The following is a 13,298-nucleotide window of genomic DNA, read 5'->3' on the forward strand; positions in this document are numbered from 1 at the left end:
GAGCCAGGCATCTTGCCTGGCTTTTTATTTTCCCCACGCAACTCAAAAAAAGTTTCAACTTCGGTACCAATTTATGCCGCTTACGTTATAGTAATTGCCTTTAAACATGAATCAATTGGTAGAATTTTGAACGGAATACGTCAGCCTTTTACTTGGCCAGTGACAGTGTATTACGAAGACACCGATGCAGGTGGAGTGGTCTATCACTCCAATTATCTGAAGTTTTTTGAGCGAGCAAGAACCGAATTATTACGCTCAGTCGGCATTTCGCAGAATGTCTTGCTGGAACAAAACATCGGCTTTGTTGTCCGACACATGGATATCGATTTTATTCAGGGTGCTCGCCTTGACCAACACCTCACCATATTGACTAAAATTGGCGAAATTAAACGCGCCTCGCTGCTTTTCTGTCAGGAATTAGTCAATGATGACGGCAAGTTATTGTGTAAAGCAACAGTTAAGGTAGCATGTATCAACAATGTAAAAATGAAGCCAATTGCAATACCCACTTCTATTATTTCGGAGCTGACAAATAGTGACTGCTGATATTTCTATTCTTGACCTGTTTTTACAAGCAAGCCTACTGGTAAAACTGGTAATGTTGACTTTGCTTGGTATGTCAGTTGTGTCATGGGCCATGATCATCAAACGCAGTAAAGTGCTTTCAAAAGCGGCAAAAGACGCAGAAGAGTTTGAAGATAAATTTTGGTCAGGTATTGATCTCTCTCAGTTGTACCAACAAATCAAAGCTCGAAAAGATGAGCTTTCTGGCACCGAAGAAATTTTCTACGCGGGCTTCACCGAGTTCGCGCGTCTACGCAAAACCAATCCAACATCGCCGGATTTCGTGATGGAAGGGACAGGCCGTGCGATGCGTGTCGCGGTGTCTCGTGAAGTGGACGAGCTGGAAACCAGTTTGCCATTTCTAGCCACTGTGGGTTCCATTACGCCATACATCGGTCTATTTGGTACTGTGTGGGGTATCATGCATGCTTTCATCGCGCTTGGCGAAGTGAAGCAAGCAACATTATCAATGGTGGCTCCGGGTATCGCAGAAGCGCTTATTGCGACAGCAATGGGTCTTTTTGCCGCGATTCCTGCGGTTATGGCTTACAACCGATTTGCTAGCAAAGTGGGCAAATTAGAGCACAACTACTCAACGTTTTCGGAAGAGTTCCATAGCATTCTGCACCGTCAGGCGATGGCAGGTAGTCAGTAATGGCCGGGTATCAACCAAAAAAACGTAAGATGACCGCAGAGATTAACGTCGTGCCCTATATCGACGTTATGTTAGTACTGTTGATCATCTTTATGGCAACAGCCCCGTTTGTTTCTCAGGGCGTTGACGTTGAGTTGCCAAAAACCAGTAACGCTAAAACCATGTCGGATTTAGCGGGTGAAAGTGACAGCAGCTTTATCATCATTGAGGTCGACAGCGAGGGTAACCTAGGTCTGAGTGTTAACAATGATGAAGTTCAGCGTGGACTCTCTTTAGAAGATGTGATTGTACGTGTGAAAGCCGAACTTTCACTAAAGCCAAATTCTCCCGTGGCAGTGGGTGGTGACGCGGCGACACCTTATGCGGAAGTCGTTTTGTTGCTAGATGAGTTGAGTAAGGCAGGCATCGAGAAAGTCGGCCTATTGACGGATATCAAATAGAACCAGACGCGATCATGAGAGAAAAGAAAAGCAAGCGGAATGATTACGTAGTACCGATAGCAGTATCGTCGGCTCTGCACGTTGTTTTAGTTATCGCACTTTTGTGGGGGGCGGACTTTACCATGTCTAAACCACAGCCGAGTGGGCAGATGGTTCAGGCAGTTGTCATTGACCCTAACTTAGTAAAACAGCAAGCCAATCAAATTCGTCAGCAGCGCGAATCGGCAGCAAAAAAAGAGCAAGAAAGATTAGATAAACTGCGTCGTGAAGCAGAGCAACTGGAGAAGAATCGCAAAGCGGAAGAAGAGCAGCTGCGCAAGTTAAAAGCACAACAAGCGCGTGATGCCAAAGCGGCGCGAGAAGCCGAAGAAGTACGTAAACAAAAAGAACAAGAAAAGAGAATCGCTGAAGAAAAAGCGCGCAAAGAGAAAGAGCGTGTTGCAAAGCTTGAAGCTGAGCGAAAAACAAAAGAAGAAGCGATTAAAAAAGCGGAACAAGAACGTTTAGCGAAAGAAGCGGCTATCGCAAAAGCAGAGCAAGAACGTATTGCGAAGGAGAAAGCGGCAAAAGAAGCAGAAGAAAAAGCTCGCCGTGAAAAAGAAGCCGCCGCTAAGGCAGAGCAAGAGCGCATAGCGAAGGAAAAAGCCGCTAAAGAGGCTGCAGAAAAAGCACGTAAGGAAAAAGAACGTTTAGAGCGTCTTGAGCGTGAACGGAAAGAACAAGAAGCGGCACTGAACGATATTTTTGCTGGGCTTGAAACTGAATCTAACCAAAACAGCGCAGCGAGGAGCCAGCATGTTTTGGATGAAAAAAATCGTTATGGTGCTATTTACACGCAACTTATTCAGCAACGCCTTCTTAAGGATGAATATCTGTTGGGAAAGTCGTGTAAGGTGAACATTAAATTGATACCAACAGGTGTCGATGCAATCGTCAATTCGGTGAGTATTTTGGAAGGGGATACCCGAGTCTGTAATGCGGCTAAGAGCGCTATTTTGCAGGTTGGTTCCTTCCCAATGCCAGCGGATGATGCAGTGAGACAAGAGCTGCGTAATATCAATTTAACCGTTGATTTCGAATAAAAGGACTAAGACGTGAAAAAACGCCTTTTGATGGGATTACTAGTGCTGCTAAGCAGCGTCACGAATGTAGCCAATGCGGCTTTGGAATTGATCATCACCGATGGTATCGATTCAGCAAGACCAATTGCGATTGTTCCTTTTAAATGGCAAGGAACAGAAGCGCTGCCTGTTGATATTTCGTCTGTTGTCGCGTCGGATCTTCAACGCAGTGGCAAATTCAGCCCAGTTCCTACCAGCAAGATGCCCCAAACACCTTACAATGAGTCGGAAATTAACTTCGACGCATGGACTAACTTAGGTGTGGATACCTTGCTAACGGGTTCTGTGACACAAAATGAAAAAGGCGAGTACGTCATCAACTACCAGTTGGTGGATGTGGTGCGAGGCCAACTGACTAGTGGCCAAAGCCGAGCGCTGGAAGATGGCCAGTTAGTGCTGTCGAAAGATCACGTATTGTTCAATAAAGTGGCGACGATTACTGCTCCAAGAATGCGTGAGTATGCTCACCGCATCTCCGATCTGATCTACGAGCAGCTCACTGGTGAACGTGGTGCGTTTTTGACTCGCATTGCTTATGTCGTTGTTAATGATCAAGATAAATTCCCATATCAGTTACGAGTGGCAGATTACGACGGTTTTAACGAGCGTTTAGTGCTGCGTTCAAAGCAGCCTCTCATGTCTCCTGCTTGGTCTCCTGATGGTCGTCAGCTTGCTTATGTGAGTTTCCAAAACGGCCAAGCGGAAATCTTTGTACTGAATATTTATACTGGTGAGCATGAGAAGCTAACGTCATTCCCTCGCCACAATGGTGCGCCAAGATTCTCTCCAGATGGCAAGAAATTAGCCATCGTATTGTCAAAAACGGGTTCGCTTCAGATCTACACTCTTGATCTGCAAACGCGTCAGCTAACACAAATAACGAGGGATAGATCAAATAATACGGAGCCATTTTGGCATCCTGATGGCAAATCACTCATCTTTACATCGGATCGGGGTGGTAAACCCCAGATATATAGAGTAAATTTGAGCGACGGGTCGACTAGCCGTCTTACTTGGCAAGGCAGCCAAAACCTAGGTGGGCAGATAACGCCAGATGGACGATTCTTGATTATGGTCAATCGAAGCGATTCAGGTTTTAATTTGGCTAAGCAAGATCTCGAAACCGGCGCCGTTCAGGTATTAACCAAAACGTTGTTGGACGAGTCTCCGAGTATCGCCCCGAATGGAGGTATGGTGATTTATAGCTCCATTTACGATAAAAAAAATGTGTTGTCGATGGTTTCTATCGATGGCCGCTTTAAAGCTAGATTACCGGCAACAAATGGGCGTGTAAGAGCTCCCGCATGGTCTCCGTTTTTGTAGCAACTAAGTTTGATAAACAAAGGAAAATAAGATGCAACTTAATAAGGTTCTTAAAGGGCTTCTAATCGCACTACCAGTGATGGCTGTTACCGCGTGTAGCTCTAGTGATGACGCTGCGTCTAACGCAGGCACCAGCACTGAAACAAACCAAACGACTTCTGGTTCTGCGAACACAACTGACACAACAGTTGTAACGCCAATCGATCAGAATGGTCAGCTTTCTGAGCAAGAACTGAAAGAGCAAGCTCTTCGTGAAACTCAGACAATCTACTTCGCGTTTGACAATGCAACTATCTCTAGCGATTACGAAGAGATGCTAGCAGCTCACGCAGCTTACCTAAGCAAAAATGTAAACCTAAAAGTGACTATCGAAGGTCACGCTGACGAGCGTGGTACTCCTGAGTACAACATCGCACTAGGTGAGCGTCGTGCGCAAGCTGTTGCTAAATACCTACAAGCGCTAGGTGTTCAGGCAGACCAAATTGCTATCGTAAGCTACGGTGAAGAGAAGCCTCTACTACTAGGCCAGACTGAAGAAGTCTACGCGAAAAACCGTCGCGCAGTTCTAGTATACTAATTGAGGAATTGCCTCATGTTCAGTAACACTAAGCGAGCTGTTACGCTTACGTTACTGGCAAGTGCAGCGAACCTAGCGTTCGCTGCACCAGCTCCAGTATCCGATCTCAACAGCGATTCAACGAACACTTCGGTAGCTTCCGCTACGTCTTCCTCTGCTCCGGAAACGGATGTACAGCGTCTTGAACGTTTATTGCAAAACCGTAATCGCGTGCAATTGCAAATGCAGCAGCAAATTGATCAAATGTCGCAAGAAATTGCCGAACTTCGTGGTCAACTTGAGCGCAACAGTTACGATATGCAGCAAATGCTGGAAAGACAAAGAGAACTCTTTATTGAGCTTGATCGTGTCCGCAATGAAATCAAGACGGTAGGAACGCCAACCCAAGCAACCGTCGTGGAAGAAGGCGGTGAGCAGGGCGTGTTTAGCTCTAATGTCGATGAGCAAACGGCCTATCAAAATGCCGTAGACCTAATTTTGAAGAAGCGGGATTACGCTGGCGCAATTGCCGCGTTTAAGCAGTTCCAGAAAGATTTTCCCGATTCCAATTTCGCCCCTAACTCTCATTATTGGTTAGGGCAGCTTTATTTTGCTCAAAAACAAGATAAAGAAGCGGCGACAAGTTTTGCTGCTGTCGTCTCTTATAAGGATTCAAACAAACGTGCTGATGCCCTAGTGAAACTGGGTGACATCGCTGCACGTAATAACAATCCTGAACAGGCGAAAAAATATTATCAGCAAGCGATAGATGAACACCCAGGCAGCGCCTCTGCCAAAGTGGCAAAATCAAAACTGTAAAATAGGGAGCGAAAGCTCCTTATTTTTTGCTTCTCGCCTGTTGGAAACCATGCGTGCGGCTTTTGCATCTTACATAATCTTAAGGTTACAATACGCGGATTAAAGGAAGTTGCGTAGAGCAAGAGCAATGAGCCACATACTAGATAAAATTGACACCGTTTACCCTTTCCCGCCGAAGCCAATTCCCCTGACTCAGGACGAGAAAGCGGCGTATATCGCCAGCATCAAACAGCTACTTAAAGAGAAAGACGCGGTCTTGATCGCCCACTATTACACCGATCCTGAGATCCAAGCGCTGGCTGAAGAAACCGGTGGTTTTGTTGGTGATTCTCTTGAAATGGCCAAATTTGGCAACCGTCATCCAGCAGGTACCCTGATTATTGCGGGTGTACGCTTTATGGGTGAATCGGCAAAAATTCTAACGCCAGAAAAACGCATTCTTATGCCGACACTGGAAGCCGAATGTTCACTGGATCTTGGCTGTCCTGCAGACAAATTCACTGAATTCTGTGATGCCCATCCTGACCACACTGTGGTGGTTTATGCCAACACATCTGCGGCAGTAAAGGCAAGAGCGGATTGGGTTGTGACCTCAAGTATTGCTCTGGAAATTGTTGAGCATTTGGATGCTGAAGATAAACCTATCATTTGGGGGCCAGATCGCCATCTTGGTTCTTACATCGCGAACAAAACGGGCGCAGACATGTTGCTTTGGCAAGGTGAGTGCGTTGTTCATGATGAGTTTTCTGCTGACGCCTTGCGCAAAATGAAAGCTGTGTATCCGGATGCTGCAATCCTTGTTCATCCAGAATCTCCGGCAAGTGTTGTAGAGCTCGCCGATGCGGTGGGATCCACAAGTCAGTTGATCAAAGCGGCAAAAGAGCTGCCACAGCAGAAAATGATCGTTGCAACCGATAAAGGCATTTTCTTTAAAATGCAGCAGTTGGTACCTGAGAAAGAGCTGATAGAAGCGCCAACAGCAGGTGCCGGTGCCACATGTCGCAGCTGTGCACATTGTCCGTGGATGGCAATGAACGGGTTGAAAGCGATTGAAACCGCTTTGCGCGAAGGTGGCGAACAGCACGAGATTTTCGTTGATGAAACTCTTCGTGTTAAGTCATTGATTCCATTAAACCGTATGTTGGACTTTGCGGAAAAGTTAAACATGCAAGTGAAAGGCAATGCTTAAATTTGGGTGTTTGCTCACAAAATTTTGAACCAGCCACCATGGCTGGTTTTTTTGTATCAAATAATTGCTTTATATTCAGCCTCTTGATGAATAAGGACGTCGATTATGTCGGTTTGGTTTCTACTCAAAAAGTGGTTTCAAGCGCATGTATTTAGCTTGAGTAATCGCAATCTGTTCATTTTGTTGGTGTGCTATGTCGCGCTGTGCTGGCTCTTGCTTGCGTGGGCAGGGGAGCGAGCACTCACTGAAAATGTCACGACATTTGTCTATTACCTGATGGTGACGGCGTCGACCGTGGGCTACGGTGATTTATCTCCGGCAACGCCACTGGGCCGTTGGGTTGTGATTCTTGTGGTGATCCCTGGCGGGTTAAGTCTGTTTGCGGCTTTGTTGGGGCGTGTGGCGAGTTCAGTGATTGATTACTGGCGAGCGGGTGTATTGGGAAAAAGGAGAGTGCGCGTGAATAACCATATTCTTTTGCTAGGTTGGAATGGACAAAGAACCGTCCACCTGATTCGTATGTTGCAACATGAAGAGGTGGGTAAGCGACCCATTGTGCTCTGTTCCCGCTCGGATATTGAAAATCCTCTTCCCGGAGAGATTGGCTTTGTGAAGGTCACCAGCTATACCGACGCGTTGGAAATGGCGAACGCAAATGTGGCGGATGCAAGCTGTATTATTGTTGATAATCAGCAAGACGATATCACGCTTTCGGCTGCACTTTACTGTGCCAACATCAACCCTAATGCTCATTTGTTAGCGTATTTTAAGGATGATGCACTAGGACAACTCTTGAGTCAGCACTGCCCTAAAGCGGAGTGCATCCCCGCTGTTGGCGCGGAAATGTTGGCTAAGGCGGCCGTTGACCCTGGCTCAAGCGCGCTTCACCAAGAGTTGCTCGCCTCTACTCGCGGCATGACGCAATACTCTGTTGAGTATCCCAAACATTTAGCGCAAACCAATGTCGACGCGCTATTTTCATTTCTAAAAAAGCATCACCAAGCAACGTTGATTGCGGTGGACGTGGGCCAAGGTATTGAGCTCAATCCGCACCTCGATCGCAAAGTGCCAAGTGGGGCAAAACTGTTTTACATTGCAGATGAACGTATCCATTCATTCGAATGGGAAGCTATAAAGGAAAACTAATGTCTGTTTTATCAGGTCTGTTGGCGGGCTTTACTAATTTTTTACTCTATTTTTCACTCTCGATTGCTTTTGTGCTCGCATTCAAGTTCATCTATGTTCGTTTAACGCCGTACGATGAATGGAAGTTAATCAAAGAGCACAATAATACCGCGGCAGCCATTGCACTCAGCGGCGCGTTTTTGGGCTACTGCATTGCCATTTCAGGTGCAGCAAAAAACGCCATCAGTCTCGTGGATTTCGCTGTTTGGGGTGTCGTGGCAATGTGCGCGCAGGTGATCGCTTTTGCCATCGTTCGCTTTGTTTTGGTGCCTCGAATCACCGAACGCATCGAACGTGATGAGATCCCTGCAGGTATTATTTCTGCGACCGTATCGATTTCCGTTGGCGTGCTAAACGCTGCGTGCATGTCTTACTAGGAGTAGAGATGAAACGCAGCTCGAATGTCAAAAAATCTTCCTTTGAGAAGATCATGCCAGCGATCCCTTATGTTCTATTCGGCGGCTTTTTTGCCTATACCGTTTACGAACCCGAGACAGAAGGGTACATATTCAAAGACGCCGATCATTGTAAGCGCAATAACCCAGAGTTTGGCGCACAGTGTGATCTTGCTTATCAAGAAGCACTCGCCAGAGCGGAGTATAGCGCGCCTAAATACAGCTCGTCGCAAGCTTGTCGTAGTGAGTTTAGTGACGATGAGTGCCATTACAGCTCGGTTTATCATTCGTATATCCCACGTATGAACAGTTTTTTCTACACTTCCGACACCAGTGGTTTAAAGAACAGCAGCAAATCCTTCTTTTCTGAGCCTCTTTATCGCTACAAGCATGGCTACTATTCCGGTTCTGGCGTCTCCTATGGCAGTACGTTGGGCAAAGCGGTGAACATCAATACCAGTTCACTCAAATCAAGCGGAGGAACGATTGGTAAAGTGATGTCACGTGGTGGTTTTGGCCAATCTGTATCGGCTAGTCGAGGCGGATAAGTTGTTTCGTCGTGAGATAGAAGAGCGCGCTCACTGGCGCGCCTTGGCAAAACGGTATGGCTTTGGTTTTCATACCATGTATGGGCAACCTTATTGGGATGAATCGGCTTACTACCAGTTTAATCTTCAGCAAATCGAACAAGATCTCGAAGCCCCGACCGAAGAGATCCATCAAATGTGTCTCTCTATCGTAGATAAAGTGGTTCACAATGAGCAACTCTTAGCCCGTTTTGGCATCCCGCAGCCAATGTGGGAGCAAGTGCGCCTTTCGTGGATGATGAATGAGCCTTCACTCTATTCTCGATTGGACTTTGCCTACGCGGGGAATGGGCCAGCTAAGCTCTATGAAAACAACGCCGACACCCCGACATCGCTATTTGAAACCGCGTTTTGGCAATGGCTGTGGCTAGAGGATGTGGTGAATCAAGGCTGTGTGAGTCGCCGTGCGGATCAATTCAATATACTTCAAGATTTTTTGATTGAACGTTTTCGACAAATTGCCAGCTTTCAACCGGGGCAAACACTGCATTTCAGTTGCTGTAAAGAGACAGAAGAAGATCGGGCCACGGTGCAATACCTTGAAGATTGTGCCAAGGAAGCCGGTCTGCAAACGGCGTTTGTCTTTATTGAAGACATTGGTATCGACAGCCGATCTTATTTTGTCGACGCTGAAAACCGCGTTATTCGCTGGATGTTTAAACTGTACCCTTGGGAAGAGATGTTTTCTGATGAATACAGCCGTTTTCTTTCTGAGGCAAAAGTGAACTGGCTGGAGCCAATGTGGAAGTCCGTATTGTCAAACAAAGCGTTACTGCCTTTGCTATGGCAAGAGTTTGAGGGGCATCCCAACTTGCTACCAGCCTATTTTAGCGATGATCCAAAAGCCAACTTGCTAAAAGATTTCGTTATCAAGCCATTGTTTTCTCGCGAAGGCGCGAATATTGAAATTGTCCGCAATGGTAAAACCCATCACAAGACAGAAGGGCCGTATGGTCAAGGACGTTTCATCGTTCAACAATATTGCCCGTTGCCGAAATTTGGCAACAGCCATACATTGATCGGCAGTTGGTTAGTGAATGATAAAGCAGCTGGTATTTCCATTCGCGAGGATTCCAGCATCATTACTCAAGATCTTGCTCGTTACTTGCCACATGTGATCTTATAAGCATTGGAAAGGCGTAATTTTCCAGCCGAAAACAAAGACCCCAGCTTATTGGCTGGAGTCTTGGCTTTATCAGTTATTGATGGTGTTACTGTTCGTCCGCCAGCATCACGCCACGCTGAGTCAGTCCACACAGCATCATTGGCATGGCATTGAAGATCTCAGCAAATTGATCCAACCCGTCAAAACCTTGCTCGCTTAATGTTGCGATGGTGGTCTCTGGATCGTACAGCATAGTCAGAGACAGCAGCACGCCACCGAGCAAGGCATTTTCTTCGCTGTGTTCAGGCATCAGCGTTTCCCAATCATCACGGGCTAATTGCCAGCCTTGCAACAGGCCTTCGCAGAAATCGCGCGTCGCTTCGTTGACAATCTCTGCTTCATCGAGTGCGCACTCTTCTGGCCATTGCCAAGTGCCCTCAATCAACGCTGGGCGAGCTTGATTCCAAAGATTCACGATGGCATCGATATAGCTTTCGAGTTGTTCACCATCAAGGAAAGGGGCCGTTTCTTCACCACCCCAAAGGAACGGAAGCCACTCGTTTGGAGGAAGAATGTTTGGCGCAGCCGCCATCGAGGTCACGAAACCTTGAGTTTTTGCGTGATTGAGCAGTTTGCCTTCAAGTTCAGGGAGAGCGATTATGTTGTGTAAATTCAAAATAGAATACCGTCTGGTCCAATAAATGCGCGTGATGCGCCATCTTACCAAGCAAAACCTGACCAAGCAAAATGTAGAGACAAAAGGACAGGCCAGGAAATCCTTCACGAGAGCGATCACGATGATGGCACTTTCTTGATCCAGTTAGCGCTAAAGAATAACAGTATGCATTTTGCTGAAAATTGGGTATACACTTAATCGAGACAACAGGGAAAGTATTGATAAATTATGAGAATACGCTCGTCACTTCGGAAAAAAAGCATCTATGCACTGAGTCTCTATTTGTGCTTTTTCATCGCCACAATAGGCAGTGTTGCTTATTTGGTGGTGGAACCTCCGGTGCGCAGCAATATCGAGAGAAATCTCGATCTCAGGACAGAACTGCTTGCCTCTCAAATCAAATCTCCGTTTAATCGCGCCGTGGGCGTGCTTAACAGTCTGGTCGGCGTGGCGCAAAGTCAGCAAAAGGGCGCGAACCAACCACATATCCTCGGAAAAATTATTGCCAGTAGCGACCAAGTTGTCGCAAGTGGGGGCGTATGGCCGGAGCCGCAGCAAATAGACGGCTCCCTGCGCTATGTCAGTTTGTTTTTCAATAAAGGAGAGGATGGCCGCATCGAGCAGATCCACTCTTACAACAATCCTGAATCTAGCGGTTATCACACGGAAAGTTGGTATTTATCGGTCGTCAATTTGCCAGAAAATAGCGTCGCTTGGTCAAACGTATACACCGACCCTTACACGCAAGTTCAGATGATCACTGCCTCTCAGCCTTATTTGATCGATGGTGAGTTTGCAGGCGTGGCAACTGTTGATATCTCACTGGAAACGCTTTTCGATTTCGTTAAAGGTCATACTGATAAGTATCAACTTGGCGTATCAATTTCTGACCCTGGCGGTAAGTTGTTGCTTGAGCATGCCTTTCATCTCACACGCGATCGCTATATCAGTGAAATTGAAGTGGCTGATATTGGTTGGCGTGTCCGTGTTATCAACTCGCAATTGACCGTGTCTGACGAAGTGTTTGGCCAAGTGATGAGCGTAGAGGCCGGTATTCTTCCTTTCCTTCTGATTTGCGTTTTGGTGGGCTATTACACGCTGAATCGTTACGTGATTAAGCCCATCATCTCGATTGCGAAGAAAGTGGATGTGTCTAAAACAGGCGGTATTATCGACATTCGTTATGACAGCGAAGACGAAATCAAACACTTAATCGAAACCATCAACGAGAAAACCGTCTATTTAGAAGCAGAGAAAGTCAAAGCCCAAGCCTCAACAAACGCTAAAACGGCCTTTTTGGCTACGCTCTCCCATGAAATTCGTACCCCGATGAACGGTGTGCTTGGTACGGCACAGATCTTATTAAAAACGCCATTAAACGAAGAACAACGTAAGCATCTCAAAACCCTCTATGACTCCGGTGATCACATGATGACGTTGCTCAACGAAATTCTCGATTACTCGAAAATAGAACAGGGGCATATGGAGTTTGATAACAATCCTTTCCCATTTGACTCCATCATTGGCAGTGTTAATAGCGTTTACTACACCTTATGTGCCGAGAAAGGTTTGCAGTTTAAAGTGTACTCAACGGTGCCAACGGGCCGCTGGTACTGCGCAGACAAAGCACGCTTGCGCCAAGTGTTATTCAATCTGCTCAGTAACGCCGTGAAGTTTACCGCAAGAGGCTTGGTGGAAGTGTATTTTGAAGAGCACACAAGGGATCATGTGAACTATCTATCAATCAAAGTAAAAGACACCGGCATCGGGATCCCAGAGTCGGCGCAAAAACGCATCTTCCGACCTTTTGAACAGGCTGAATCGTCAACCACTCGCCGTTTTGGCGGGACAGGGCTTGGCCTCGCCATCGTCAAACAAATTGCTGAACAAATGGGCGGCAGTGTTGCTGTGTCTAGCCAAGTAGGATTAGGTACCTGTTTTACGATTGAGCTTGCTTTGGAATGCACCTCACCAGGAACAGAGAGCACAGAGCCAAGATACAAGCTCAACTATCAGGGGTTACGAGCACTGATTGTTGAAGATAACCGAACCAACGCCATCATTATCGAAACCTTCTTAAGGAATAAAGGCTTCAGCTGTGAGCGTGTGGAGAATGGAGAGCAGGCGATAGAGCGCGTAGCACAGCACGCGTTTGATCTGATACTGATGGACAACCATATGCCCGTCATGGATGGTATTGAAGCGATTACCGCGATTCGTGCCATGGACTCACCTTGTCGACATACCTTGATTTTCGGCTGTACCGCTGACGTGTTTAAAGAAACCCGAGAGCGCATGTTAGGGGTAGGGGCGGATCATATTATCGCCAAGCCAATAGTAGAAGCAGAACTGGATGACGCTTTATTCCAACACGCGAAACTTTTGTACCAGTTTCGAGCAGAAGATGTGCAAGCACAAGTTGAAGAGCAATCAATAGAATCACTTCTCGTCGGTTTCTATATCGCGATAGAAAACGGGGAACTTACTCAAGCGCACAACGCGATCAGCCAAATTAGAAGCCAGCACAAAGACGCGATCGAGCCTGCATTGGCGCAATCACTCGCCAGAATTGAGCAGCAACTGAGCGAGAATAAACAACCAGATCAAGAAGAAATCAACCTGCTGACCGTTTTGCTGGCAGATTGAGTTACCCAATGTAGTTTAATTACAAAATAAAGCCGCT

The 13,298-nt window shown here is 46.6% G+C and carries 14 protein-coding genes; 13 read left to right on the forward strand and 1 reads right to left on the reverse strand.

Features of this window, described 5'->3' with window-relative positions; genetic code table 11:
• Window positions 1-126 precede the first annotated feature (126 nt).
• The 12 genes from ybgC to CIK04_RS21800 all read left to right on the forward strand — a co-directional run bounded on the left by ybgC (window position 127) and on the right by CIK04_RS21800 (window position 9,960).
• Window positions 127-546: a tol-pal system-associated acyl-CoA thioesterase gene (gene ybgC, locus CIK04_RS21745; RefSeq protein ID WP_038939777.1), complete on the forward strand. Its 420-nt coding sequence runs from the start codon at window positions 127-129 to the stop codon at window positions 544-546.
• The gene (gene tolQ, locus CIK04_RS21750) at window positions 536-1,219 is read left to right on the forward strand and encodes a protein TolQ (protein WP_011080044.1); all 684 of its coding nucleotides are present in this window, start codon (window positions 536-538) and stop codon (window positions 1,217-1,219) included. The genes ybgC and tolQ overlap by 11 nt, the downstream gene beginning before the upstream one ends.
• Window positions 1,219-1,659 (forward strand): ExbD/TolR family protein, encoded by a 441-nt coding sequence (locus tag CIK04_RS21755; RefSeq protein ID WP_011080045.1) that lies wholly within the window; start codon window positions 1,219-1,221, stop codon window positions 1,657-1,659. The genes tolQ and CIK04_RS21755 overlap by 1 nt, the downstream gene beginning before the upstream one ends.
• Window positions 1,660-1,673: 14 nt before the next feature.
• Window positions 1,674-2,741, forward strand: coding sequence for a cell envelope integrity protein TolA (tolA, locus tag CIK04_RS21760; RefSeq protein WP_097352951.1), 1,068 nt, complete (start codon window positions 1,674-1,676; stop codon window positions 2,739-2,741).
• Window positions 2,742-2,753: 12 nt separating this feature from the next.
• Window positions 2,754-4,103: a Tol-Pal system beta propeller repeat protein TolB gene (tolB, locus tag CIK04_RS21765; RefSeq protein WP_097352952.1), complete on the forward strand. Its 1,350-nt coding sequence runs from the start codon at window positions 2,754-2,756 to the stop codon at window positions 4,101-4,103.
• 31 nt (window positions 4,104-4,134) lie between these two features.
• On the forward strand, window positions 4,135-4,680 hold the full coding sequence (pal, locus tag CIK04_RS21770) for a peptidoglycan-associated lipoprotein Pal (RefSeq protein WP_011080048.1): 546 nt from the start codon (window positions 4,135-4,137) through the stop codon (window positions 4,678-4,680).
• A 15-nt stretch (window positions 4,681-4,695) separates the two neighbouring features.
• Window positions 4,696-5,478: a tol-pal system protein YbgF gene (gene ybgF / locus CIK04_RS21775; protein ID WP_038939773.1), complete on the forward strand. Its 783-nt coding sequence runs from the start codon at window positions 4,696-4,698 to the stop codon at window positions 5,476-5,478.
• Window positions 5,479-5,605: 127 nt separating this feature from the next.
• Window positions 5,606-6,667 (forward strand): quinolinate synthase NadA, encoded by a 1,062-nt coding sequence (nadA, locus tag CIK04_RS21780; RefSeq protein WP_045590492.1) that lies wholly within the window; start codon window positions 5,606-5,608, stop codon window positions 6,665-6,667.
• A gap of 105 nt (window positions 6,668-6,772) precedes the next feature.
• On the forward strand, window positions 6,773-7,813 hold the full coding sequence (locus CIK04_RS21785; RefSeq protein WP_039539274.1) for a potassium channel protein: 1,041 nt from the start codon (window positions 6,773-6,775) through the stop codon (window positions 7,811-7,813).
• Window positions 7,813-8,229 carry a DUF350 domain-containing protein gene (locus CIK04_RS21790; RefSeq protein ID WP_013571424.1) on the forward strand — a complete coding sequence of 139 codons (417 nt, stop codon included), beginning with the start codon at window positions 7,813-7,815 and terminating at the stop codon, window positions 8,227-8,229. The genes CIK04_RS21785 and CIK04_RS21790 overlap by 1 nt, the downstream gene beginning before the upstream one ends.
• A gap of 8 nt (window positions 8,230-8,237) precedes the next feature.
• Window positions 8,238-8,795, forward strand: coding sequence for a DUF1190 domain-containing protein (locus CIK04_RS21795; protein WP_097352953.1), 558 nt, complete (start codon window positions 8,238-8,240; stop codon window positions 8,793-8,795).
• Window position 8,796: 1 nt separating this feature from the next.
• Window positions 8,797-9,960, forward strand: a complete 1,164-nt coding sequence (locus tag CIK04_RS21800) for a glutathionylspermidine synthase family protein (protein ID WP_176463398.1) — start codon at window positions 8,797-8,799, stop codon at window positions 9,958-9,960.
• An 85-nt stretch (window positions 9,961-10,045) separates the two neighbouring features.
• Here CIK04_RS21800 and CIK04_RS21805 read toward each other — a convergent pair whose 3' ends face one another.
• On the reverse strand, window positions 10,046-10,615 hold the full coding sequence (locus CIK04_RS21805; RefSeq protein ID WP_011080055.1) for a UPF0149 family protein: 570 nt from the start codon (window positions 10,613-10,615) through the stop codon (window positions 10,046-10,048).
• Window positions 10,616-10,843: 228 nt separating this feature from the next.
• Between CIK04_RS21805 and CIK04_RS21810 the strand changes: the two genes are divergently transcribed.
• Entirely contained in the window at window positions 10,844-13,261 is a 2,418-nt protein-coding gene (locus CIK04_RS21810; RefSeq protein WP_097352955.1) for a hybrid sensor histidine kinase/response regulator, read from the forward strand.
• Window positions 13,262-13,298: the final 37 nt, after the last annotated feature.

It is taken from the genome of Vibrio sp. 03_296, assembly GCF_002265885.1.